Consider the following 23912-nt stretch of genomic DNA (forward strand, 5'->3'; position numbering starts at 1 on the left):
CGGGCCGGGGCCGCCACCGCTCCCGGCGTGTGCGCTCAGGGCAGGTGGGCGGCCACGGCGGCGACGGCCGCGGCCAGGGCGGGGGCGAACAGGTGCGGGCGGGGCGCACCGTAGCCGATCACCATCGCCGGACCCCGCTCCGGCGCACCGGACCCGAACGAGGCCAGCCCCTCCAGCGCCAGCCCCCGTCGCGCAGCCTCGGCCGACACGGCCGCCTCCGACACCCCCGCGGGCAGCTCCAGCGGGCAGTGCAGCCCCGCCTCGGGCCCCGACAGGGAGCAGCCGGGCAGCCCGGCGACGGCCGCGGCCACCGCCCGCCGCCGGTCCCGGTGGACGGCCCGGGCCCGGCGCACCGCCAGGTCGTAGCGGTGCGAGGTGATCAGGTCCGCCAGCGCCAGCTGCCCCGGGACGTGGTGGCCCGCCCCCGACAGCTCGCGCAGCCCCACCAGCTCGGGCACCAGCCCCGCGGGCGCCACCGCCCAGGCCGTCCCCAGGCCCGGGGCCAGCGACTTGCTGGCCGTGCCCAGGTAGACGACGCGGTCGGGGGCCAGCGCCTGCACCGCGCCCACCGCCCGGCGGTCGTAGCGGAACTCGCCGTCGTAGTCGTCCTCCAGCACCAGGGCGTCCCGCCGCTGCGCCCACCGCACCAGCGCCCGGCGCCGCTCGGGTGAGAGCACCGCCCCCGTCGGGAACTGGTGGGCCGGGGTGAGCAGCACCGCCCCCACATCCAGCCCCTCCAGCGCCGCCACGTCAGCGCCGTCGGCGTCCACCGGCACCGGTACCGGCTCCAGCCCGTGGGCGGCCGCGATGCGCCGGTGCCGCCCGTGCCCGTACGCCTCCACCGCGATGCGCCGGGCCCCGCGCCGGGCCAGCGCCCGGCACAGCAGCGCCAGCAGGTCACCGAAACCGTGCCCCACCACCACGTTCTCCGCGCGGGCGCGCACGCCGCGCGCCCGCGCCGTGTACCCCGCCAGGGCCTCGCGCAGCGGTGCCGCCCCGCGCGGGTCGGGGTAGTCGAAGGCGTCGGCGGGCGCGGACTCCACGGCCCGGCGCAGCGCCGCCGCCCACTCCCCGCGCGGGAACGCCGACGGGTCGGGGATGCCGCCGCGCAGGTCCAGGGCGGGCGGCGGCGGTGGCTCGGCGTCGGCGCCCGCGGGCGGCGGCCCGGGGCGGCGGGCCACCCAGGTGCCCGCCCCCACACGCGACTCCAGCCACCCCTCGGCGGCCAGCCGCCCGTACACCTCGGCCACGGTGTTGCGGGCGATGCCCAGGTCGGCGCCGAGCGTGCGCGAGGACGGCAGCCGGGTCCCGGCGGGCAGGCGCCCCCCGGTGACGGCGGCGCGCAGCTCCCGCTCCAGGGACCGGGCCACCCGGGTCCCGCCGACCTCCACGTGCAGATCGATCCCGGAAATGGCCCATGTTCTCTCCATGGGATCGCACTGTAGCGGTGGGCCGATCGCTCCGTAGCCTCGACCCGTGAACACGGGAACGAACCCGGCCGGCGCCGCCCTGCGGGCCGCCCGGGACGGCGGGTTGCGGCGGATGTACGCCGCGCAGGCGGTCGGAGCGGTGGTCGACGGCGCGGTGCTGGCCACGGCGGTGCTGTACTTCGGCACCCGGGTGGGGGTGCCGGTCCCCTGGATCGGCCTGGTCCTGGGGGCGGGCAACCTGGCCGCCCTGGTGGCGGCGGTGCCCCTGGGGGCCCTGGCCGACGCGGTCGGGGCGCGCCGGGCGGCGGTGGGCTTCACCTGCCTGGTGGGGGCGTCCCTGGCCGTCTACGCGGTGGCGGACGGGCCGTGGACGTACGCGGTCGGCGCGGTCGTGTTCGTGGTGGCCCAGACCGGGCTGGGCGCCGCCCGCCAGGCGGTGGTGGCCGCCCGGGTGGAGCCCCGGGCCCGGGTGGCCGCCCGGGGGAGGATGCACACCCTGCTCAACGCGGGCATGGGCGCCGGGACGGTGCTGGGCGCGCTGGTGCTGGCCGCGGGCGCCGACGCCGGGTTCACGCTCCTGTACGGGGGCGGGGCGCTCGTGGTGCTCGGCTGCGCGCTGCTGCTGGCGGGGATGCCCGCGGACCCGGCCGACTCCGCGGCGGCGGGCCGCGACCGCCGGATCTCGGCCGCCCTGGGCGACCGGCGGCTGCTGGCGGTCACCGCGCTGACGTCGGTGGTGCAGCTGTGCCTGCCCGTGCTGTCGGTGATCCTGCCGCTGTGGGCGGCCCAGGGGACCCGCGCCCCCGGGTGGGTCCCCGCGGTGGCGCTGGGCCTGAACACGGTGCTGGTCCTGGCCGTGCAGCGCCCCTGGGCCGACCACGTGGTCTCGGACGCGGCGGCGGCCCGGTCGGCGCTGTGGGCGGCCGCCGCCCTGCCGGGCGGGTGCGTGCTCCTCGGTGCGGCCGGGGCGGGCGGCGCGGCCGCGGCCACCGCCCTCGTCCTGGCGGGGATCGTGCTGATCACCGTCGGCGAGGTGGCGGGCGGGCCGCCCGCCTGGCACCTGGCCCTGCGCGACGTGCCGGCCGCGCTCCAGGCCAGGCACCAGGCCGTGTTCGGGATGGCCGGTTCGGTGGCGCGCATCGCCGGGTCGGCGGCGCTGCTGCCGTTCGTCCTGGCCGCGGGGGCCTGGGGCTGGACGGCGGTGGGCGCGGCGATGGCGGCGGCCGCCGCCGGACTCGCCCTGCTGGCCCGCCCGGTCCGCCGGGACCTCCCGCACGGGCGCCCCGGCCCCGGGCAGGCGCCGGGTCAGCCCACGGAGTTGTAGTGGTCCGCCCGCTCCTGCCCGGACAGGGAGTGGATGGCGTCCATCACCCGGTCGGTGATCTCGCGGCGGGCCTTGCCGGGGGCCAGGTGGTCGTAGCCGGTGGAGAAGTCCAGCGGCTTCCCGAAGCGCACGGTGAAGGGGCGCGGCCGCGGCATCGACGCCCCGATCGGCTGGACCTCCTGGGTGCCCGCCACCGCCACCGGGACCACCGGGGCCTTGGACTCCAGGGCCAGGTGCGCCACGCCGGTGCGGCCCCGGTACAGGCGGCCGTCCTTGGAGCGGGTGCCCTCGGGGTAGATCACGCAGGCCTCGCCCTCGCGCAGCCGCTCCAGCATCACGTCCAGGGACACCAGGGCGTCGCGGGCGTTGCGCCGCTCCACCGGGATGGCCCCCAGCGCGCCGAACACGGTGCCGGTGACCCGGCCCTTGATCCCCTTGCCCTCGAAGTAGTCGCTCTTGGCCAGGAACCGCACCCGGCGCTGGGTCACCGACAGCGGGATCACCACGCTGTCCACGAAGGACAGGTGGTTGCTGGCCAGCAGCACCGGCCCGGTCGTGGGGACGTTCTCGCGGCCCTCGATGGTCGGGCGGCACAGGGACCGGGCCAGGAGTGACGCCGTCTGCCGCAGCACATCGTAGAGCACGTGGTCTCCCTCACTCAGGGTGGTGGTCGAACCCGATGGTAAGGGTGACCCACGGGTAATGAGCGGTTCCGCCGGAGAGAGTGCCGCAGGTCACCGAACAGGGACGACGCGGACGAACAGGGCGCATCCGCGGTCATGTTCCGCACCGCGCCCCGCTCCGCCCCGTGCGTCACGCCCGTGCGGGCTGGGCCGCCTCCTCGCGGTAGAAGATGTCGATGTCGACCTCCTCGCCGCCCACCGTGAGAGTGTCCCACGGACCCCCGGCGACCAGCGAACGCAGGGTCTCGTCGGTGAGCCGGGCCAGGTGCTCGCGCAGGGCCCCGTCGTCGGGCAGCCCCTCGATCCGGCCCGCCAGCCGGGACCGGATCGACCCCAGCCGCTCCATGAGCACCTCGGTGTCGGCCTCGCGCCCGGCGCCCTCCCCGGCCAGGCTCCGGGCGATCAGCTCCTTGACCGTGCTCGTCACCCCGTCCTCGTCGCTGGCCACCATCGCCTTCCAGGCCCGGCTCTTGTGCCGGTACTGGAGCATCGACATGGCCGCCTCGTGGCGGATGAAGTCCGCGTCCCGGAAGGGGCGCCCGTTCCAGGCGCTGCTCAGCGAGCGGGCCAGCGAGATCGCCGAGGCCAGCCCGCTGTTGAGGCCGCGCCCGGGCCAGAAGTGGATGGCGTTGGCGGCGTCCCCCAGCAGGAACCCGTAGGTGCCGGGGGAGGCGGGGGTCTCCGCCCGCAGCTGGGCGGTGAACCGCGGCCGCTGCACCATGCTCAGCCGGAACGCGGTGACGGCGCTCAGGTCCTCCTCGGGGACCGCGAAGAACTCCAGCCCCTGACGCACCCGCTTCCACAGTTTCGACCCCTTGACGAGGGCGGGCAGGAACAGGGTGCTGTGGGTGGAGCAGGCGAAGTCGCCGTCCCCGTCGCGGTCCATGACGCACGGGCGGGAGCCGATGCACTGCTCGAACGACCGCCGGACCGGGTCGATGCCCACGACCTCCTGCGCCTCCTCGTCGGTGAGGCGCATGTTGAGGAACCCCTCGCCGCGCAGCGAGTTGAGCAGGAACCGGTTCTGGGCGACCGTCAGCAGCACGGTCGCCGGGTCCGACAGGGCCGACCGCACCTGGAGCCCCAGCACCACGTCCTCCACGTGCTCGCCGTCCAGCGAGTAGATGCCGCTGTCGGCCTGCCCGAAGCGGCCGGTGAGGTGCTCGCGGGTGCGCGAGCGCGACCCCTCGCACACGGCCAGCACGTGCCGGCCCTCCAGCGCCCCGGGCGCGGTCACGTCGAACTTCTCCGGGACCAGCCGGATGCGGTCGGGCCGCTCGCCGCACATCCGCAGCAGCACGTCCTCGATGCGCGCGATGCGGATGTTGCGCGGCCCCAGGCCGCCGATGGAGTCGGCGCCCGAGGGCCACATCTCGGTGTACTCGCCGGGGGCGAACAGCCGCTCGCGCATCTCCTCGGACAGGTTGAGGAACTGGCGGCTCTGGATCGTCACCACCTGCCGGCGCCGGACGTTGCCCTGCCGCTCGTCCTTCCACACGACCCGGCCGTCCTCGCGGGTCCAGCGGGAGTCGTACACGGTCACCGACACCTGCGGGCCCAGCAGGTGGTCCAGCAGCAGGGCGAAGGCCAGCCCGACGGGGCCGCCGCCGGACACGGCGACGTTCAGGACGGGCCCGGAGAACACCTCGGGCCGGACGAACATCTGGGTCACCGGCAGGTCGGAGGGCGCCCCCGGGGTCTCGGCCGCCTCCCAGCGGAACGTCTCCTCGCCGATGGCGATGAGATCGCCGGGCAGCAGCAGGTGCTCGGTGACCCGCTCGCCGTTGACGAGGGTGCCGTTGCTGCTGCCGCGGTCGCGCAGGACGTGGTTCTCCCCCTCCCGCCGCAGCTCGGCGTGGAAGCGGGAGACCGCGCGGCCGGGGAAGACCACGGTGTTGTCGGTGTGGCGGCCGAACGTCACCGGCGCGTCGCCGACGGGGAAGCGGTGCCCGCAGAGGGCGCCCTCGGTTCCGACGATCTCGAAGGACACGGCTGCTTCTCTCTGTGCAGGGGGTGACGGGGGATGAACGACCTGGGGCCGATTCCCTGCGTAGGATGCGACCGCCGGGCATTCGGATCGGAATATTACGGAAAAAACCTCTGCTTCGTATATTCGGAAGGACCGGAACCCGGCGCTGTAATCGGTCTTTTTCGAGCCCCTGTGCGCCGTCCGCAGTTTCGGCCACGTGGGCGCGAAACCGCAGCTCACGGACCTGTGAGGCGGAAGTCCTTTTCCCGGCCTGGGGCGAATGGGGAGGATGTGACGCCGCATTCGCCCGCCGCCGTTCGGTGGAATTCCTTCGGGCGCCCGACCCGGGGACGCGTCCGCGCGCACGGGGCCGCGGGCAGCGGGTCAGCCGTCGGCGTGCTCCGGCGGCCAGACCACCGAGAACCGCTCGAAGACGATCTCCCTGTCCTCGTCCCATTCCAGGCCCAGGCCGCGGCACACCCGCCGCCAGTACCGCAGGTGCCCCTCGCGCCAGTACTCCAGGGACAGGTCGCCCTCGCCCTCGTCGCGGGCGAACGCCGCGTCCGCGCTCGCGAACCCGCCCAGCCGCAGCTCGGTACTGCGCAGGACCACGCGCGGGCGCCCGGAGGAGTCGCAGGCGATCCAGTGGCCGCCCACCCTGGGCAGCGGGTCGCCCGCGGCGGCGAACTCGACGGCCAGCGCGGCGGTGGCCCGCTTGGTCCCGGCCAGGACCAGCCCCAGCAGCTCGTCGGTCAGCTCGGGGTGGTCGCCGAAGTACTCCACGGACGGGGGTTCCGGGTCGGTCGCCAGGTCGGGCCTGGCCGACCGGTACTCCTCCCACAGGCGCAGGGCGGCGGTCCGGTCGACGGGTGCGTTCTCCATCGGACCAGGCTCCCACGCCCGGACCGGACCGCGCGCCCCCGGGGCGCGGCGCACGGGCGGCCGGCGGGGGTCAGCCCACGCGGTCCCAGCGGGCGTTGGCGCCGCACACCACCAGGCAGGGCCGCTCGCCCGGCACCCTGCCGGCCAGCCAGGCGGCGAAGGGCACCGCGGCGGCGGGCTCGGTGGCGATGCGGAACTCCGACCACAGCCGGTCCTGGGCGGCGACGATCTCGGCGTCGCTCACCAGCCTCCGGGTGATCGGGTTGTCGCGCAGCACCTCGAACGGCACCCGGCCCAGCACCGACGCGCCCAGCGCGGACGCCGCCACCGAGTCCACGGGGGTCTGCACCGGACGGCCCGCGTCCATGGCCGCGTGCAGGCTCCGGCAGCCCTCGGGCTCCACCCCCACGACCTCGCGCCCGTCCGCGCCCAGCCGCACCCCGGCGGCCAGTCCGCCGCCGCCCACCGCCACCACGACGGTGTCGCACTCGGGCGCGTCGGCGGCGATCTCCAGGCCCAGGGTGCCCTGGCCCGCGACCACCAGCGGGTCGTCGAACGCGTGCAGGTAGCGGATGCCCTCCCGGTCCGCGTGCGCGCGGGCGGCCTCGGCGGCCACGGCGTAGTGCTCGCCCACCCGGACGACCTCGGCACCCGTGGCGGCCAGCGGCGCCGCCTTGGCCTCGGGGACGGTCTCGGGCACGTAGACGGTGGCGCGCACCCCGAGCAGGCGGGCCGCGGTGGCCACCCCCAGCCCGTGGTTGCCGCCGGAGGCGGTGATCACCCGGTCGACGGGGCCGCCGCCGAGCAGGGCGTTGAGCGCGCCGCGCAGCTTGAACGCGCCGGTGAGCTGGAGGTGCTCCAGCTTCAGGGTCACGGGCCTGCCGTCGACCTCGGTGTGCATCACCGGGGTGCGGCGGGCGTAGGGCGCGATGCGTTCGGCGGCGGCACGGACGTCGGTGGCCGTGGGCACGGCGTGCGCGGTCGTGGTCATGGCACCATGCTGCCGCTACCCACGATTAACTTAAAGTTGGGTCTGCTAAGGAACCTTAAGCAGAACTTTGCCCCGACCCTTGTCCCAGGAGGCCGCCGTGCTGGACGCCAACCGCCTGCGCGTACTCGTGGAGATCGCGCACGCCGGCTCCATCTCCGCCGCCGCCGAACGCCTCTCCTTCACCCCGCCCGCCCTGTCCCAGCAGCTCACCAAACTGGAGCGCGAGGTCGGCGCGGTGCTGGTGGAGCGCGGCCGCACCGGGGCCACCCTCACCGGCGCCGGGAGGATCCTGCTCGAACACGGCGAACGCGTCCTGGGCGAGCTCCGCGACGCCGAGGCGGCCGTCCGCGCCCACGCCGGGACCCCGCCCGACCACCTGTCCCTGGGGGCGTTCGCCAGCGCGGGCCAGATCCTGCTGCCCCAGACCCTGGCCGCGTTCGGCCGCGCCCACCCGAACGTGCGCCTGTCCCTGGCCGACATCGAGCCCCCCGGCGGCCACGACCTGGTCACCTCCGGCGAACTCGACGTGCTCGTCACCCACCGCTACCCGGCGGTCCCGCTGCCGCGCGCCTCGGGCCTGCACCGCGAGCGCATCCTCGTGGACCCGCTCATGGTGGTGGCCCCGGCCGGGCACCCCATCGCCGACCGGCCCATGTCCCTGGCCGACCTTGCGGGGGAGGAGTGGATCTGCGGCGCCCCGGGCATCGCCAACCGCACCACCCTGGACGCGGCCGCCGCGGCCGCCGGGGTGAAGCCGACCGTCACCTACGAGACCCGCGACTACGAGGTGGCCCTGGCCCTGATCGAGGTGGGCGTGGGGGTGGCGCTGATCCCCTCCACCATCCTGGGCGCCGCCCGCCGCGGCGGCTGGGTGAGCCGGCCGCTGCTCGGCGCCCGGCTGGCCCGCGAGGTGTACGTGGTGCACCGGCGCAGGCCCCCCGAACCGCTGCCGGAGCTGGTCGCCACCCTGCGCGGGGTCGCCGCCCGCGCCCTGGAGGAGGCGCCCGCCCCGTGAGCGTCCGCTACAGCGGCGGGACGCCCGGCGGGCGCGGCGCGTTCCACCGGTAGCGCAGGGCCAGCACCCGGATCGTGAAGCACAGCAGCGCGCCGACCACCGCCACCCACCCGGCGTCGAACCCGAGCACGTGCGCCACCGACACCGTCCCCGCGCCCAGCAGCGCCGGGATCGCGTACAGGTGCGAGTTGGCGCTGAGCACCGTCGGCACCCGGTTGAGCAGCACGTCGCGGATGGTGCCGCCGCCCACCCCGGTGATCGCCCCCAGCAGGACCGCCTGCAACGGCCCGAAGCCCAGCTCGATCGCCTTGGCCGCCCCGATGACCACGAACAGGCTCAGGCCCGCGGCGTCGAACAGCAGGATCGGCTTGGTCAGCCGGGTGAGCCGGGAGCTCAGGAAGAACGCCACCATCCCGCCCGCCAGGGCCACGGTCACGTACCGCCAGTCCTGGAACGTCGCGGGGGTCACCCCCAGCAGCACGTCCCGGATGATGCCGCCGCCGATGGCGGTCACCAGCCCCAGGACCAGGACGCCCACGATGTCCACCCGGGCGGTGCGGATGGCGGTGAGGGCCCCGTCGACGGCGAAGGCGAAGATCCCGACGAGGTCGAGGATCAGGAGGATGGTCTGCGTGGACATATGGAGCGCGGGTCCCTGGTGAGAGCGGTGTGCCGACCGGTCATTTCACCACGCCCGGGCCGCGCGCACCCGCGTTCGCGGGAGTGACGCGCCGCACTCCGCAGGGGACGCGGCCGGGCCCGCCGCGGGGACGTCCTCCCCGCGGCGGGCCCGGGACCCCCGGCTCAGCGCCCGGCGGCCTCCTTCTCCGCCGACTCCGCCGCAGCGGTCCCGGCGGCCTCGGCCGCCCCGGTGGCGGGGACCCGGCGCAGCAGGGCCAGCGCCAGCACCGCGCCCAGCACCGCCAGGGCGGCGGCCGCCCACGCCGCCGTGTTCAGCCCGTCGGTGAACGCGGCCCGCGCCGACTCCGCCAGCGCCGCGCCCGCCTCCTGCGGCAGGCCCGCCGCCGTCTCCAGCGCCCCCGGCAGCGTCCGGCCGGCCTCCTCCCCGGCGCCCTCCATGCGGGCCCGGTAGACCAGGGTGCCCACACTGCCCAGCAGCGCCACGCCCAGCGAGGTGCCCAGGTCGCTGGCGGTCGTGTTGACCGCCGAGGCCGCACCGGCCTTCTCCGGCGGGGCCGCGCCGACGACCAGCCCCGGCACCAGCGCCATCGCCGGGGCGACACCCGGGTAGAGCACGTAGAACGCGGCGACCAGCAGCGGCAGCCCGCCCGCGGCGTCCACCCCGGTCAGCATCAGGTACCCGGCCGCCGACAGCGCCATGCCGGCGGCGATCACGTAGGCGGGCCGCACCCGGCGGGCGATCGCCGGGGTCACCGTCGAGACGATCACCAGCAGGACCGCCGCCGGGAGGATCCACAGCCCGGCCCGCAGCGGCGACTGCTCCGCCACCAGCTGCAGGTACTGGGTGAACAGCAGGTACACGCCGCCGATGCCCACGGCCGCCAGCAGGAACACCACCAGCGACCCGCTGAACACGCGGTTCGCGAACAGCCGCACGTCCAGCAGCGGGTCGGCCGCCCTGAGCTGGCGCCGCACGAACAGGACCCCGAAGACCGCGCCGGCGGCCAGGGCCGTCAACGGAAGAGCTTCCCAGCCCTCCTCGGCGAGCTTCTTGACGCCGTACACGAACGGCAGCAGCGCGGCCAGCGACAGCAGCACGCTCAGCGGCTCCAGCCGCCCGGCGACCGGGGCGCGGTACTCCGGCACCAGGAACGGCACCGCGACCAGCACCAGGGCCATCACCGGGACGCCGATGAGCATCGCCGCGCCCCACCACAGGGATTCCAGCAGCAGGCCGCCCACCAGGGGGCCCAGCGCCACACCGGCCGACACCGACGCCGCCCACAGGCCGATCGCCGTGCCGCGCTGGCGCGGGTCGGTGAACATCACGGTGATCAGCGACAGCGTGGCGGGCATGATCGCGGCCGCGCCCAGGCCCATCAGGGCGCGTGCGGCGATGAGGATCTCGGGGCTCGGGGCGTAGGCCGCCCCCACCGAGGCGAGCGCGAACACCGCCGCGCCGGCCAGCAGCAGGCGGCGCCGCCCCACCCGGTCGCCGAGCGTGCCCATGGTGACCAGGAACCCGGCCATGACGAAGCCGTAGACGTCGTTGATCCACAGCAGCTGGCCGCCGGTGGGCCCCAGGTCGGCGGCGATGTAGGGGGTGGCCAGGAACAGGACGGTCATCGCCAGGAACAGCAGCACCGTGGGCGCCATCAGGACCGCCAGGCCCGTCCAGGTCCGGGCGGTCGCCCGGGGAGAGGCATCGAGTGGCATCGTGAACCTTCTTCGCGGATCGGATCGAACGGTCACCACCGTGGCGGCCCGGGCTCCGGAAACCCTTCGGGCGGACTCAGGGCGGCGGCGCGGCCGGCCCTGAGGACCCCTAGAGTTCGGATCATGAGATTCGGGGTGCTGGGGCCGCTGGCCGTGTGGGACGAGCGCGGGGAGCCGGTCCGGGTGCCCGAGCTCAAGGTCCGCCTGCTGCTGGCGGCGCTGCTCATCGAGCCGGGCCGGGTGGTGCCCGCCGACCGGCTGGTCGACGACCTGTGGGGCGCCGACCTGCCCGCCGACCCCACCGCCTCGCTCCAGACCCGCGCCTCCCAGCTGCGCCGGGTCCTGGACGCCGCGGAGCCGGGCGGCCGCGCCCTGCTGGTCTCCCGCCGCCCCGGCTACCTGCTGGAGGCCGCCCCCGGCCGGCTGGACGCGCGCGACTTCGAGGACCTGCTGGGCCGGGCCCGCGACACCGCCGACCCGGCCGCGCGGGTGGGCCTGCTGGGCGACGCCCTGGCGCTGTGGCGGGGGCCGGCCCTGGCCGACCTGGCCGACCACGACTTCGTCCGCGCCGCCGTCCTGCGCTGGGAGGAGCGGCGGCTCACCGCGCTGGAGGACCAGGCCCGGGCCCGCCTGGACCTGGGGGAGCACGCCGCGGTCGCCGACGGGCTCGGCGACCTGGTGGAGGAGCACCCGTTGCGCGAGCGCCTGCGCGCCGCCCACATGCTCGCCCTGTACCGGTCCGGCCGCCAGACCCTGGCCCTGGAGTCCTACCGCAGGCTGCGCGACCTGCTGGCCGACGAGATGGGCCTGGACCCGGGGCCGGAGCTGACCGCCCTGCACCAGGCCGTGCTCGCCCAGGATCCCGGCCTGGACGCCCCCGCGGCGCCCGCCGCCGCCCCGGGGACGCACACCGTCCCCGGCATCCCGGCACCGCCCGCACCCGGCGGGGACGCCCCGCGGCTGCCGCCCCCGCCGGACCCGCCCGTGCCCCTCACCCCGCTGGTCGGCCGCGAGGACGACCTCGCCCGGGTGCTCGCCCTGCTGGAGCGGGCCCGCGCGGTCACCCTCACCGGCCCCGGCGGCGTCGGCAAGACCCGGCTGGCCCTGGCCGCCGCCGCACAGGCCGCCCCCGGCGGCGTCCACCCCGTCGACCTGGCCGGGGCCTGCCCGGGCGAGGACGCCGACAGCGCCGAGGCGGCCGTGGTGGAGGCGCTGTCCGCCGCCCTGGGGGTGCGCGACGACTCCTCCGGGACCAGCCCCTTCACCGCCCCGCCCGGCACCCGCACCACCCGGCTGGCCGACGCCCTGCGCACCCGCGACGCCCTGCTGCTGCTGGACAACGCCGAGCACGTGGCGGCCGCGCTCGCCCCGGTCCTGTCCGCCCTGCTGGCCGCCGCCCCCGGGCTGCGCGCCCTGGTCACCAGCCAGGTGCCGCTGGGCATCGCCGCCGAGCACCTGCACGCCGTGGAGCCCCTGCCCGAGGCCGACGCGGTGCGCCTGTTCGCCGACCGCGCCGCCGCCTCGGCCCCCGGGTTCGCGGTCACCGACGACAACGCCGACGCCGTCACCTCCATCGTCCGCCGCCTCGACGGCGTCCCCCTGGCCCTGGAGCTGGCCGCCACCCGGGTGCGGGCCCTGGGCGTCCACGAGCTCGCCGACCGCGTCGACGACAGGTTCGCCCTGCTCACCGACGGCTACCGGGACGCCCCCGACCGGCACCGCACCCTGCGCGCCGCCCTGGACTGGAGCTGGGAGCTGCTCACCGGCCCCGAGCGCGCCGTGCTGCGCCGCCTGGCCGTGCACGCCGACGGCGCCTCCCTGGCCTCGGCCGAGGAGGTCGTCTCCGGCGACGGTGTCCCCCGCGCGGAGGTGCCCGACCTGCTCGCCCGGCTGGTCGACCGCTCCCTGGTCACCGCCTCGCGCGAGGCCCGCCCCCGCTACCGGCTGCTGGAGTCCGTCGCGCTCTACGGGACGGAGCGGCTGCGCGAGGCCGGGGAGGAGGAGCGGGTCCGCCGCCGCCACCTGGACCACCACCTCGCCCTGGCCGAGAGGGCCGACCCCCTGCTGCGCACCGGCGCCCAGCGCAGGTGGCTGAACGCCCTGGACGCCGAGGGCGCGGACCTGCGCCGCGCCCTGGAGACCGCCCGCACCGAGGGGGACGCCGACGCGGCCCTGCGCCTGTCCGTCTCCCTGGCCTGGTACCGGGTGATGCGCGGCCGCCTGGCCGAGGGCGTGCGCGCCCTGGACACCGCCCTGCACCTGCCCGGCGCCCCGGACCACCCGCTGCACCGCACCGCCCTGCTGTGGCGCGCCGCCCTGGGCCACGGCCTGGGCCGCGACGCGGGCCCCGTCCCGGAGCCCGTAGGCGAGCCGGCCGCGGGCGAGGCGCGGGCCCGCTGGTTCCTCGCCCACGTGCGCACCGGGTTCGGCGGCGGGGACGAGGCCGGCCTGGAGGACCTGCACGCCTTCTTCGTCCGCACCGGGGACCGCTGGGGCGAGGCCGCGGCCGCGGCGACCCTGGCCCGGCGCGCCTTCGGCCGCAGCGACCTGGACGCCGTCCTGCGCCGCGGCGATCGCGCCCGGGCGCTGTTCACCGACCTCGGCGACCGGTGGGGCCAGGCCCTGGCCTCCTTCCTGCTCGCCTCCCGGGCCGAGCCCGCCGGCGACCTGGACGCCGCCGAACGCCACCACCGCGAGGCCCTGGGCACCGCCGAGGACCTGGGCCTGTGGACCGAGGTCGGCGAACGCCTCACCTCCCTGGGCCGCATCGCCCTGCTCCGCCGCGACCTGACCCGCAGCGCCGAACTCCACGAGCGGGCCCGCCGGGTGGCCGCCGAACAGGGGCACGTGGTGGGGGAGGAGTCCGCGGTGCTGGGCCTGGGCCTGGTGGCCCGCCGCCGCGGCGACCTGGCGGCCGCCCGCACCCACCTGGAGGCCTGGCTGGACTGGCACCTGGAGTCGGGCTCGGACTTCGGGGCCGCGCTCATCCTCGCCGAGCTGGGGTTCGCCGCCGAGCTGGACGGCGACGCCGCCGGGGCCGAGGACCTGCACCTGCGCGGGCTGGCGGCGGCCCGCCGCACCGGCGACCCCCGCGCCCTGGCCCTGGCCCTGGAGGGGCTGGCCGGGGCGCGCTCCCTGGCCGGGCGGGCCGGGCACGCCGCCCGGCTGCTCGGCGCCGCCGACGCCCTGCGCCGTTCGGTGGGGGTGCCGCTGCCCGAGGCCGAACGCGACGACGTGGCCCGGATCGAGGACCGGATCCGGCGGGCCCTCGGGACGGAGGGGCTGGCCCGGGAGACGGCGCGGGGCGCCGTGGAGGGGGCCGAGGCGCTGCTCGCCGGCCCCTCCGGCCCTTCCGGCCCCGTCGCCCCGGCGGACCGGGAGGCCCTGAGCGGACCCTGAGGATCCCCGGAGCCGCGCGGCGCACGGTGGTGCCATGAACGATGACAGCACCGCCACCCGACGCCGCGGCCGCGTCCACACCTTCGCCGACCTCCGCGAGGACTTCGACGCCATCGTCGGCTCCATCAACTACGCCACCATGGTCACCGTCGACGCCAAGGGCAGGCCCCGCACCCGCGTCCTCATCCCCGTCTGGGAGACCGAGGGCGACGAGCCCCGGGGCTGGCTGGCCACCTACCGCACCCCGGTCAAGGCCGCCCACCTGGCGAACAACCCGCACGTCACCTTCTCCTACTGGAACCCCACCCAGAACACGGCCTCCGTCGACGCCACCGCCGCCTGGACCGAGGACCCCGCCGACCGCCGCCGGGTCTGGGACCTGTACCGCTACGGCAGCCCGCCCGGGGCCGGCTACGACCCGTCCGGGTTCTGGAAGGGCCCCGACGACCCGGAGCTCTCCGTGCTTCGGGTGGACCCCTGGCGCGTGCAGGTGCTGCGCGGCCGCGACCTGGTCACCGGTGTCCCCGCCCGCATCTGGACCCGCGAACCCCGGTGGTGACCGCGTGTCGGGCACCCGGTGCGGGCCGGCAGGGGACACCATCGGTGGGGACCCGGCGAGCGGAGGACACCAATGGAGCACCTGGACGCCATCGTCATCGGCATGGGACCGGGCGGCGAGGTCGTCGCCGACCGGCTCCTGAAGGCCGGCAAACGGGTGGCCGTCGCGGAGCGCGAGCTCATCGGCGGCGAGTGCGGGTACTACGCCTGCATCCCCAGCAAGACGCTCATCCGCCCGCCCGAGGCCCGGGCCGACGCGGAGGAGGCCGCCGGGCTGGACCGGCCCGGCCTGGACTGGCCCGCGCTGCGCGCCTACCGCGACCAGATGATCCGCCACCTGGACGACTCCCGGCAGGTCCGGGGGTACCGGGACCAGGGGGCGCTGGTCCTCAAGGGCGCCGCCCGCGTCGTGGGCCGCGACCCCTGGCGGGTCGCGGTCGACGGGCGGGAGTACACCGCCGACCACGTGGTGGTCGCCACCGGCTCCGAGGCGGTGCGCCCGCCCGTCGAGGGCCTGGACGGCCTGGGCCCGGACCGGGTGTGGACCAACCGCGAGGCCACCACCCTGACCCGGATCCCCGGCCGGGCGCTGGTGGTGGGCGGCGGAGCGGTCGCCGTCGAACTCGGCCAGTTCCTCGCCCGCATGGGGGCGGCGGTGACCCTCGTGCAGCGCGGCGACCGGCTGCTGGACCGCGAGGACCCGCGCCTGTGCGAACTGGTCTCCGAGCAGTTCGAGCGCGACGGCATCACCGTCCACCTGGGCACCGAGGTGGCCTCGGCGGCCGCCGACGGCGACGGCGTCGCGGCGGTGCTGGGCTCGGGGGAGCGCGTCGGCGCCGACGTCCTCGTGCTGGGCACGGGGCGCAGGCCGCGCGGCGACGGGCTCGGCCTGGCCGACCTCGGCGTGGAGACGGACCGGGGCGCCCTGCCCGTGGACGACCGCTGCCGGGTCGCCCCGGGGCTGTGGGCGGTCGGCGACGTCACCGCCCGCGCCATGTTCACCCACGTCGCCAAGTACCAGGGGCGGCTGGTGGCCGCCAACATCCTGGGCGGGGACCGCCGCGCCGACTACACGGGGGTGCCCCGGGTGGTGTTCGCCCACCCCGAGATCGCCGGGGTCGGGCTCACCTCCGAGCAGGCCCGGGACCGGGGGATCGACGTGGCCACCGCCGAGATCGACCTGCCCGAGACCCTGGCCCGGCCCTGGACCCACGCCACCGACCCGCGCGGCACCCTCGGGGTGATCGCCGACCGGTCCGAGGGCGTGCTGGTGGGGGCGTGGGCGTTCGGGCCGATGGTCTCCGAATGGATCAACACCGCGGCGCTGGCGATCCGCGCGCGGATCCCGGTGGGCTACCTCATCGACTCCACGCCGCAGTTCCCCACCTTCAACGAGGGCTACGTGGCGGCGCTGGAAGAGCTGGACCTGTAGCGCCGCAGGACGGGGGAGCGGGGGCGCCCCCGGCCGGACGGCCGGGCACGCCCCCGCTCTGTACCGCCGGACCGGCTGCTCTCCACGGGCGTTCGGACCCGCCCGGGAGGTCAGCAGCCCAGGTTCGAGCCGGTGGTGGTGCCCAGGATCTGGGCGAACCGGGTGAACTTGTCGATCCGGCTCTGGACCTGCCCCGGGTTGCCCCCGTTGCACTCCAGGCCCCCGTTGATCGCGCGGATCGTCTCGCCGAAGCCGTGGCCGTCGACGATGGCCCTGTGCGGAGTGATCGAGCCCGCGCCGGTCTGGGTGTTCCAGTACCACAGGCCGGTCCGCCAGGCGACCGAGGCGTTCTGCTCGACCTGGTAGGGGTTGTTGAGCAGGTCGATGCCCAGGGCGTCGCCCGCGGCCTTGTAGTTGTAGTTCCAGCTGAGCTGGATCGGGCCGCGGCCGTAGTAGGCGGCCTGGCCCGCCGGGCAGCCGAAGGGCTGGTTCCGGTCGCAGTAGTGGGGGTAGTTGGCCTCGTTGGTCTCCTTGATGTGGACGAGGCCGCCGGTCTCGTGGCTGACGTTGGCCAGGAAGGCGGCCGCCTCGCGCTTGCGGATCTCGGTGCTCCCGGTGTTGGTGAACGCCGGGTAGGAGCTCAGCGCGGCGACCAGGCCGCTGTAGGTGTAGAAGGGGTTCCGGTTCGGGAACATCTGGTCGAACTGGGCCTGGGTGACGATGAAGTCGCTCGGACCCGGCTGCTCGCCGCCGTCGCCGCCGGTACAGGGGCCCTGGTCGGCCCACACGTCCGAGGCGCCGGGGCGCTCGTTCTGCGTCCACCACTTGGCGGTGTAGTTGCGGCCCTCGTAGGAGGCCGTCTTGCCGCCGGTGTAGACGGCGGAGGCGCTCCAGGGCGCCGCGCAGACGGCGGCCTGCGCAGCGGTCGCGGGGAGAACGGTGAGCAGGGCCGCCATCGCGCCGAGCGCGGCGAACTGGCTCAGGAGACGTCGGATCACGTGATCACACTCCTCGGGGGCGGCGCGCATCCGACCGCGCGCCGCAGGGGGTGCCGTCACCCAAGCAAGTGTGGTCTAGACCTGTCAAGACCAGTAGTACGTATTGTGAGGATACGGTGACAGAACGCGGTCCGCGGCGGTACCGCGGCCGCGGGCCCTAGGTGCGGTCGGCCAGGGCCGCGGCCTCCTCGTCCTCCACCCGCTTGTTCCACTCGGCCTTGGAGGACTGCCAGCCGTCCTCGTCGCGGCCCAGCCGCCAGTAGCCGGAGATCGACAGGTCCTCCTTGGGCAGGCCGTGCTCGACGCGCAGCAGCCGGCGCAGGTCGCGCACGAACCCGGCCTCGCCGTGCACGAACGCGTGCACCCGGCCCGCCGGGAACTCCAGGGCCCGCACCGCCTCGGTGAGCAGGGCGCCCACCGGCCGGTCGCCCCGGTGCAGCCAGTGCACGCGCACCCCGGAGTGGGCGTCCAGCTTCTGTTCCTCCCGGGGGTCGGTGACCTCCACGAACACGTGCGCGGGACGCCCCTCGGGCAGGCGCTCCACCGCGGCCGCGATCGCCGGGAGGGCGCTCTCGTCCCCCGCCAGTAGGTGCCAGTCGGCGTCCGGGTCGGGGGAGTAGCCGCCGCCCGGGCCGAGCAGGCGCAGCGTGTCGCCGGGGCGGGCCGCGGCCGCCCACGGCCCGGCGAGCCCGGCGTCGCCGTGGTGGACGAAGTCGATGGTCAGCCGCCGGGAGGCCGGGTCGAAGGCCCGCACGGTGTAGGTGCGGGTGACCGGCCACTCCTCGCGCGGGCGGCTCTCGCGGATCTCTTGCACGTCGTAGGGCTCGGGGTCGCCCTCGGCGGGCGGCGGGAACAGCAGCTTCACGTAGGAGTCGGTGTACCCGGCGGTGGCGAAGGCGTCCAGGCCCTCCCCGCCGAACACCACCCGCACCATGTGCGGGGTGAGGCGCTCCACCGCCTCCACCCGGCCCACGTGCACGGTCACCTTCGGTCGTTCCCGTCGCTCGGTCACGGCGGCCCCCTTCGTCGAAACGTGTTAGGCGAACCTAACACCACCGTCGGCCAGGGTACCCCTCCGGGTGGTCGGAGAAGGTGGTGGAAATACCCCGGGGGGGTATATGGTTACCGCGTTCGACGACGACCACTCCACGAGGAGCGCCACCATGGGACTTTTCGCCATCCGCGACTACCGCAACCTGTTCTCCGCCCAGGTCATCGCCCTGTTCGGCACGGGGCTGGCCACCGTGGCCCTGGGGCTGCTCGCCTACGACCTGGCGGGCCCGGACGCCGGCGCGGTCCTGGGCACCGCGCTCACGATCAAGATGGTCATGTACGTCCTCATCGCGCCCGTGGTCGCCGCCTACGCGGACCGGCTGCCCAGACGGCTGTTCCTGACACTGCTCGACGCGGTGCGCGCCGCGGTCGTCCTGGCGTTACCCTTCGTCACCGAGATCTGGCACATCTACGTGCTGATCGGCGTCCTCCAGGCCGCCTCCGCGGCGTTCACCCCCACCTTCCAGGCGGTCATCCCCGACATCGTGACCCGTGAGTCCGACTACACGCGGGCGCTGTCGGCCTCCCAGGTGGCCTACACCATGGAGAGCCTGCTCAGCCCGGTGCTCGCCGCCGTCGCGCTGACGTTCATGACCTTCGACTGGCTGTTCGTCGGGACGTCGGCCGGCTTCGCCGCCTCGGCCGCGCTGGTCCTGGCGACCCGCGTCCCCGACGCCCGGCCCAGCGGGCTCACCCGGGTCTGGGACCGGCTGGCCTCGGGGATCCGGGCCTTCGCGGCCGCCCCCCGGCTGCGCGGGGTCCTGGCCCTGAACCTGGTGGTCGCCGCGTCCGGGTCGATCGTGGTCGTCAACACCGTCAACTTCGTCCGCGACGAGCTCGGCGGCACGCAGGCCGACGTCGCCTGGATGCTCGCCGCCTCCGGCGGCGGCACCCTGGCCGTCGCCCTGGTCCTGCCGCGCGTGCTCGACCGCGTCGCCGAACGCGCGGTCATGATGACCGGCGCCGCGGTCCTCGTGACCGCCGTGCTGGCCGCCGTGGGGACGGCGTACGCGCAGATCGCCGCCTGGGCGGTCGCGGTGCCGGTCTGGGTGGCCGTCGGCGCCGGGATGGCGCTGGTCATCACGCCGACCGGCCGGGTGATCCGCTCCTCGGTCGCCCCCGCGAGCCTGCCCGCGGCCTTCGCGGCCCAGTTCTCGCTGTCGCACGCGGCGTGGCTGGTCACCTACCCGGTCGCCGGGTGGATCGGCACCGCCGCCGGGTTCGCGCCCGCCTGGACCGTCCTGGCCGTCCTGGCCGTCGGCGGGGCCGCGGCGGCCGTGGCCCTGTGGCCGCGCGAACGCGCTTCGGCCGCCCCGTCCCCGACGCGGGTGTGAGGGCCGGCCCGGGCGGCACCGCCGCCCGGGCCGCCGCCCTCGGTGGACGGCCCGCGGTCGCGGCACCCCGCCTCGCCCGGCACCCGTCGCGGGCGGGAGCCTTCGGTCCTGCGCCGGCACCCCCGCCCGTCGGAAGGTCCTCGACGGGTGGCTCGCGGTCGCGGGTCCTCCCCGGGGACCTCTCCTCCGGGCCTCCAGGACCCGGCCGGGCGCCTCACGGAAACCCCCGGCGGCCGGGGACGGGCCTCAGGCGGCGTCGCTGCGGCCGTCGCGGGTGGGGGCGGTGAAGACCGCGTGCAGGCGGGTGTCGTCGGCGGGGGCCCCGGCCTCCAGGGCCGCCAGCCAAGCCGCCGCCCCGGCGGTGCACCCGGCCGTCGACAGCGGCGACCCCGCGGTGCCCAGCGCCAGTTTGCGGGTGAGCGCCTCGTGCACCGGCGCGGACCCCAGCAGCACCCCGCCGGCCAGCACCACCGGCCGCCGCTCCCCGGGCGTGCGCACCTGGTGCACCGAGTGCGCCAGGTGCCCGGCCGCGGCGTTGACGATCACCTCGGCCGCCTCGTCCCCCTGCGCGAACGCCTCCGAGACCAGCGGGGCCAGCTCGGCCAGCCCGATCGGCGGCCGCCCGGTCAGCGTGCGGGCGAAGGCGCGCGCGTGCTCCTCGGGCAGGTGCTCGCGCCCCTGGACCGGCCGCCTGCCGGGGATGACCCGCTTGGCCACCATCCGCGCGAGCGGGCTCAGCGCCGTGCCCCGGCTCAGCTGGCGGGCGGTCTCCCGGGCCGCCTGGTGGCCGATCCAGAACGCCGACCCCTCGTCGCCGATCAGCCAGCCCATCCCGTCCGCGGACCGGCTGCGGCGCCGCCCCTCGATCCGGGTCGCGATCGCGCCGGTGCCCGCGATGAGCACCGTCCCGTCGGGTTCGGGGGTGCCGGAGGTGAACGCCACCTCGTCGTCGCCGACGAACACCATCCGGTCCGCCGGCACGCCGACCAGCAGCAGCTCCTCCACCAGGGCCGCGCGCACCCGGTCGTCGCGCAGCGCCGACACCCCGGCCAGGCCGATCGCCCCGGCCACCACGTCCTCGCGGGCGCGCGGCCCGGCCTGGTCGAGGGCGGCGCCCACCGCCCGGGCCAGTTCCCGGCCCGCCCGCGCGGTGCCGTGCGTGTTGGGGTTGGCACCGCCGGCCCGGGCCAGGCCCACCCGCTCGCCGGCCGGGGTGGCGACCAGGGCCCGGGTGGAGGTGCCGCCCGCGTCCACCCCCACCACCAGGCGGGGGCGGTCGGAGCGCTTCGTCGTCGAAGAGGTCACGGCTGTCACAGGAGGGAACTGCCCTTTCAGCGGTCGGAATACTCTTCGCGCAGGCGGCCGACCACGGCCAGCGCGGTCTGGACGGCCTCGGCCGCGGCCCCCTCGTCCAGCGGGTCCCCGCTGACCAGCAGCCTGAGGTAGACCGGCGCGGCCAGCGCGCGGGCGACCCGCGCCGGGTCGGTGCCGGGCGGGGCCTCGCCCCGGGCGACGGCCCGTTCCACCACCGGCCGGACGTGCTCGACGCGGTCGGCGAAGACCCGCTCGCGCGCCCGCGCGATCTCGGGGATGCGCGCGGCGTCGGCGAGCATCGCGGTCATCACCGCGCCCCGCGGCGAGGTGAGCAGGCCGACCAGGGCGCGGGCCAGGGCCTCCAGGTCGCCCGCCAGCGCGCCGGTGTCGGGAGCCGGGACCTCCGTGGCGGCCAAGTGCTCGAAGGCGTCCACGACCAGCGCCTGCCGGTCGCGCCAGCGCCGGTACACGGTGGTCTTGTGCACTCCGGCGCGGCGGGCCACCGACTCGACGCTGAGGTCGGCGTAGCCCCGCTCGCCCAGTTCGGCCAGGGTGGCGGCGCGGACGGCGGCCAGCACCTTGGCCCCGCGCCCCACCGGCCGGGCGGGGCCGGCGTCGTGTTCGTGGGTCATCGTCCTCCCAGGATCGTCCCGATTCTCCTTTGCCGCGGGGGTCCGGCGCACGCATACTGAAGCTATCGCAACAAAAAGTTGCGATAGCTCCCCGCGGTTCGAGGAGGACCCGTGCCCGACATCTACCGCTACACCTCGCCGGTGGCCCCCAAGGACGCCACCGGACCCGTCGCCGCCGTCTACGCCCAGATCAAGGACGAGTTCCTGCTCGCCGACGGCCCCCTCATGACCCTGTCCCGCGCCCCCGAGCTCCTGGTGTGCGTCTGGGCGCTGCTGCGCGAGTCCGAACTGGCCGGGCCGGTCCCGCGCGCCGAGCGCGAACTCGTCGCCGTCGCCGTCTCCGCCGCCAACACCTGCCCCTGCTGCGTCGACGCCCACACCGCCCTGGGCCACGCCGGGGGCGACCACACCGCCGCCGAGGCCGTCCGGGCGGGCCGCCGCCCCCGCGACCCCGCCCTGGCGGCCCTGGCCGACTGGGCCGCCGTCACCGGCGACCCCACCCCCGGCCCCCGGCCCGCGCCGCCCTTCCCCGCCGAGCACACCGCCGCGTTCATCGGCACCGCCCTGGTCACGCACATCATCAACCGCGTCACCTCCTCCCTCCTCGTCGAGCGCCTGCTGCCCGGTGACCTCCAGCGCTCCCGGACCGTGCGCCGGGTCCTGGGCGCGGCCGTGCGCCGCGGCCCCGGCCGGCCCGTGGCACCCGGCCGCTCCCTGGAACTGCTGCCGGCCACCGCCGCCGCCCCGCCCGCCTGGGCCGACGGACCCGTCGGCACCGCCTACGCCGCACTGGCCGGGGCCGTCGCCTCCCTGGACGTCCCCGACACCGTCCGCGCCCGTACGCGGGACGCCGTCGCCGCCTGGGACGGGCGCCCGCCCGCCCTCTTCGAGGACCCCGTGGGCGCGCACGCCGACGGGCTCGACGCGCCCGATCGGACCGCCGTGCGCCTGGCCGTGCTCGCCGCCCTGTCCCCGCACCGGATCGCCGACGCCGACGTCGCCGCCTGGCGGGCCGCCACCGGCCGCACCGCCGACGCCGACCTGGTGCGCCTGGTGGTCCTGGGGGCGTTCACCGCCGCCGACCGGATCCAGCGCTCCCTGGCCGCCGCGGCCGCCCGCCGACACCCCGCCGGTCAGCCGGGGGAGGCGTAACCGCGGACACACGGAAAAGCAGTGGCGCGCCCCGCGGCGGTCCTGAGAGGGTCGGTCCATGGCAGCAGAGCACCACCCCGCGACACCCCGATCCGACGGACCCGGATGGGAGGTCGACCGGCCCGCGGAGGACGAGATATCCGAGGCCACCCGGGTGTTCGCCACCGCCATCAACATCCCGTTGAACGACCTGCTCGACACCGAGCGCGACCACCCCGTCAACGAGCCCGACCGCTTCCTGGTCGTCCGCGACGGCGGCCGCATCGTCGGCACCACCAACTCCCATCCCTTCTCCCTCACCGTCCCGGGCGGTCCGCGCCCGGCGGCCGGGGTGACCGGGGTGGGCGTGCTGCCCACCCACCGCAGACGCGGCATCCTCACCGCCCTCCTGCGCGAACAGCTCGCCGACCTGCGACGACGCGGCGAGAACCTGGCGATCCTGTGGGCCTCCGAAGGCGGCATCTACGGCCGCTACGGCTACGGCCGGGCGTTCCGCCAGCACACCTACTCCGTGAGCCGGGCCCACGCCGCCCTGCGCCCCGACGCGCCCCGCGACCCCTCGCTCACCCTGGAGCTGGCCGAGCCCGCCGACGTCCTGCCCGACCTGGACCTGCTGCACCGCGCCGCCCAGGCCGAACGCCCCGGCGGCTTCCCCCGCGAGGGCAACTGGTGGAAGCTGCGCCTGTGGATGCTCTCCCGCCCCCGGCCCGACACCTCCGACCTGCGCGCCGTCCTCGTGCGCGACGCCGGGGGCCACCCGGTCGGCTCGGCCCTGCACCGGGTCACCACCGGCTACGGCGAGGGCGGCCTGCCCACCGGGACGGTCTCCGTCCGGGAGGTCAACGCCCTCACCCCGGCCGCCCGCACCGCCCTGTACGAGTACCTCTTCGACACCGACCTCACCGTGGAGACCGAGGTCGTCGGCCTGCCCGAGGACGACCCCCTCCCCGCCCTGCTGGCCGACCCCGCCCAGGCCGTCCGCCGCGGCGGCGTGAGCCTGTGGCTGCGCCTGGTCGACGTGCCCGCCGCCCTGGCCGAGCGCACCTATGCCCACCCCCTGGACACCGTCATCGAGGTCGCCGACCGGCACGCCCCCTGGAACGCCGGGCGCTGGCACCTGAAGACCGACGGGGAGCACACCCGGGTGGAGGCCGCCACGACGGCCCCCGACCTGTCCCTGGACGCCGCCCACCTGGGCTCCGCCTACCTGGGCCGCGGACCGGTGACCACCCACGTCGACGCCGGCACCGCCGTCGAGCACACGCCCGGCGCCGCCGCCCGCCTCGACACCGCCCTGTACACCCCCCGCGCGCCCCGCTGCGACACCGGCTTCTGAGCGGGACGGGCCCCGGCCGACACGGGTCCGCCGGGCCCCGACCCGCTCCGAA

19 protein-coding genes are annotated in these 23912 nt (G+C 76.5%); 8 read left to right on the forward strand and 11 right to left on the reverse strand.

Annotated features, from left to right (window positions below; all coding sequences use genetic code 11):
* Window positions 1-35: 35 nt before the first annotated feature.
* Window positions 36-1430 carry a PLP-dependent aminotransferase family protein gene (locus K1J57_RS23900; protein WP_220560880.1) on the reverse strand — a complete coding sequence of 465 codons (1395 nt, stop codon included), beginning with the start codon at window positions 1428-1430 and terminating at the stop codon, window positions 36-38.
* A gap of 46 nt (window positions 1431-1476) precedes the next feature.
* Here K1J57_RS23900 and K1J57_RS23905 point away from each other — a divergent pair, with 46 nt between their 5' ends.
* Window positions 1477-2754: an MFS transporter gene (locus K1J57_RS23905; protein ID WP_255646549.1), complete on the forward strand. Its 1278-nt coding sequence runs from the start codon at window positions 1477-1479 to the stop codon at window positions 2752-2754.
* Here K1J57_RS23905 and K1J57_RS23910 read toward each other — a convergent pair.
* From K1J57_RS23910 to K1J57_RS23925, 4 genes are all read right to left on the reverse strand, one after another.
* Window positions 2736-3398 carry a 1-acyl-sn-glycerol-3-phosphate acyltransferase gene (locus tag K1J57_RS23910; RefSeq protein ID WP_220560881.1) on the reverse strand — a complete coding sequence of 221 codons (663 nt, stop codon included), beginning with the start codon at window positions 3396-3398 and terminating at the stop codon, window positions 2736-2738. The genes K1J57_RS23905 and K1J57_RS23910 overlap by 19 nt on opposite strands.
* Window positions 3399-3567: 169 nt before the next feature.
* A complete protein-coding gene (locus K1J57_RS23915) occupies window positions 3568-5427 on the reverse strand; it encodes an FHA domain-containing protein (protein WP_255646550.1) in 1860 nt (619 codons plus the stop codon).
* A gap of 363 nt (window positions 5428-5790) precedes the next feature.
* Window positions 5791-6288, reverse strand: a complete 498-nt coding sequence (locus K1J57_RS23920) for an ASCH domain-containing protein (protein WP_220560883.1) — start codon at window positions 6286-6288, stop codon at window positions 5791-5793.
* A 70-nt stretch (window positions 6289-6358) separates the two neighbouring features.
* On the reverse strand, window positions 6359-7279 hold the full coding sequence (locus K1J57_RS23925) for a threonine/serine dehydratase (protein ID WP_220560884.1): 921 nt from the start codon (window positions 7277-7279) through the stop codon (window positions 6359-6361).
* 97 nt (window positions 7280-7376) lie between these two features.
* Between K1J57_RS23925 and K1J57_RS23930 the strand changes: the two genes are divergently transcribed.
* Entirely contained in the window at window positions 7377-8294 is a 918-nt protein-coding gene (locus K1J57_RS23930; RefSeq protein WP_220565741.1) for a LysR family transcriptional regulator, read from the forward strand.
* Between the two features lie 7 nt (window positions 8295-8301).
* On the opposite strand, the gene K1J57_RS23935 is transcribed toward K1J57_RS23930, so the two are convergent.
* Window positions 8302-8934: a trimeric intracellular cation channel family protein gene (locus tag K1J57_RS23935; RefSeq protein WP_220560885.1), complete on the reverse strand. Its 633-nt coding sequence runs from the start codon at window positions 8932-8934 to the stop codon at window positions 8302-8304.
* A 164-nt stretch (window positions 8935-9098) separates the two neighbouring features.
* Window positions 9099-10652 carry an MFS transporter gene (locus K1J57_RS23940; protein ID WP_220560886.1) on the reverse strand — a complete coding sequence of 518 codons (1554 nt, stop codon included), beginning with the start codon at window positions 10650-10652 and terminating at the stop codon, window positions 9099-9101.
* 123 nt (window positions 10653-10775) lie between these two features.
* Between K1J57_RS23940 and K1J57_RS34045 the strand changes: the two genes are divergently transcribed.
* From K1J57_RS34045 to K1J57_RS23955, 3 genes are all read left to right on the forward strand, one after another.
* Entirely contained in the window at window positions 10776-14051 is a 3276-nt protein-coding gene (locus K1J57_RS34045; protein WP_220560887.1) for a BTAD domain-containing putative transcriptional regulator, read from the forward strand.
* A 34-nt stretch (window positions 14052-14085) separates the two neighbouring features.
* Window positions 14086-14610, forward strand: coding sequence for a pyridoxamine 5'-phosphate oxidase family protein (locus tag K1J57_RS23950; protein ID WP_220560888.1), 525 nt, complete (start codon window positions 14086-14088; stop codon window positions 14608-14610).
* Between the two features lie 72 nt (window positions 14611-14682).
* On the forward strand, window positions 14683-16041 hold the full coding sequence (locus tag K1J57_RS23955; RefSeq protein WP_220560889.1) for an NAD(P)/FAD-dependent oxidoreductase: 1359 nt from the start codon (window positions 14683-14685) through the stop codon (window positions 16039-16041).
* Window positions 16042-16151: 110 nt separating this feature from the next.
* Here K1J57_RS23955 and K1J57_RS23960 read toward each other — a convergent pair whose 3' ends face one another.
* Together K1J57_RS23960 and K1J57_RS23965 are read right to left on the reverse strand one after the other, a co-directional pair.
* The gene (locus K1J57_RS23960; protein ID WP_220560891.1) at window positions 16152-17039 is read right to left on the reverse strand and encodes a glycoside hydrolase family 19 protein; all 888 of its coding nucleotides are present in this window, start codon (window positions 17037-17039) and stop codon (window positions 16152-16154) included.
* Between the two features lie 157 nt (window positions 17040-17196).
* Window positions 17197-18051: a siderophore-interacting protein gene (locus tag K1J57_RS23965; protein ID WP_220560892.1), complete on the reverse strand. Its 855-nt coding sequence runs from the start codon at window positions 18049-18051 to the stop codon at window positions 17197-17199.
* 151 nt (window positions 18052-18202) lie between these two features.
* On the opposite strand from K1J57_RS23965, the gene K1J57_RS23970 reads away from it, so the two are divergent.
* Window positions 18203-19426: an MFS transporter gene (locus K1J57_RS23970; RefSeq protein WP_220560893.1), complete on the forward strand. Its 1224-nt coding sequence runs from the start codon at window positions 18203-18205 to the stop codon at window positions 19424-19426.
* Window positions 19427-19672: 246 nt separating this feature from the next.
* Here K1J57_RS23970 and K1J57_RS23975 read toward each other — a convergent pair whose 3' ends face one another.
* Together K1J57_RS23975 and K1J57_RS23980 are read right to left on the reverse strand one after the other, a co-directional pair.
* A complete protein-coding gene (locus K1J57_RS23975; protein WP_220565742.1) occupies window positions 19673-20680 on the reverse strand; it encodes an N-acetylglucosamine kinase in 1008 nt (335 codons plus the stop codon).
* Between the two features lie 77 nt (window positions 20681-20757).
* A complete protein-coding gene (locus K1J57_RS23980; protein WP_255646551.1) occupies window positions 20758-21372 on the reverse strand; it encodes a TetR/AcrR family transcriptional regulator in 615 nt (204 codons plus the stop codon).
* Between the two features lie 111 nt (window positions 21373-21483).
* Between K1J57_RS23980 and K1J57_RS23985 the strand changes: the two genes are divergently transcribed.
* Together K1J57_RS23985 and K1J57_RS23990 are read left to right on the forward strand one after the other, a co-directional pair.
* The gene (locus tag K1J57_RS23985) at window positions 21484-22524 is read left to right on the forward strand and encodes a carboxymuconolactone decarboxylase family protein (RefSeq protein WP_220560894.1); all 1041 of its coding nucleotides are present in this window, start codon (window positions 21484-21486) and stop codon (window positions 22522-22524) included.
* Between the two features lie 58 nt (window positions 22525-22582).
* A complete protein-coding gene (locus K1J57_RS23990) occupies window positions 22583-23860 on the forward strand; it encodes a GNAT family N-acetyltransferase (protein WP_220560895.1) in 1278 nt (425 codons plus the stop codon).
* Window positions 23861-23912 lie beyond the last annotated feature (52 nt).

It is taken from the genome of Nocardiopsis sp. MT53 (genome assembly GCF_019598965.1).
Lineage (GTDB): Bacteria > Actinomycetota > Actinomycetes > Streptosporangiales > Streptosporangiaceae > Nocardiopsis > Nocardiopsis changdeensis.

Coding starts and splice junctions, on each gene's coding strand:
- K1J57_RS23900 (WP_220560880.1), bottom strand. CDS start 1,430: ATGGAGAGAACATGGGCCATTTCCGGGATCGATCTGCACGTGGAGGTC.
- K1J57_RS23920 (WP_220560883.1), bottom strand. CDS start 6,288: ATGGAGAACGCACCCGTCGACCGGACCGCCGCCCTGCGCCTGTGGGAG.
- K1J57_RS23925 (WP_220560884.1), bottom strand. CDS start 7,279: ATGACCACGACCGCGCACGCCGTGCCCACGGCCACCGACGTCCGTGCC.
- K1J57_RS23935 (WP_220560885.1), bottom strand. CDS start 8,934: ATGTCCACGCAGACCATCCTCCTGATCCTCGACCTCGTCGGGATCTTC.
- K1J57_RS23940 (WP_220560886.1), bottom strand. CDS start 10,652: ATGCCACTCGATGCCTCTCCCCGGGCGACCGCCCGGACCTGGACGGGC.
- K1J57_RS34045 (WP_220560887.1), top strand. CDS start 10,776: ATGAGATTCGGGGTGCTGGGGCCGCTGGCCGTGTGGGACGAGCGCGGG.
- K1J57_RS23950 (WP_220560888.1), top strand. CDS start 14,086: ATGAACGATGACAGCACCGCCACCCGACGCCGCGGCCGCGTCCACACC.
- K1J57_RS23955 (WP_220560889.1), top strand. CDS start 14,683: ATGGAGCACCTGGACGCCATCGTCATCGGCATGGGACCGGGCGGCGAG.
- K1J57_RS23970 (WP_220560893.1), top strand. CDS start 18,203: ATGGGACTTTTCGCCATCCGCGACTACCGCAACCTGTTCTCCGCCCAG.
- K1J57_RS23980 (WP_255646551.1), bottom strand. CDS start 21,372: ATGACCCACGAACACGACGCCGGCCCCGCCCGGCCGGTGGGGCGCGGG.
- K1J57_RS23990 (WP_220560895.1), top strand. CDS start 22,583: ATGGCAGCAGAGCACCACCCCGCGACACCCCGATCCGACGGACCCGGA.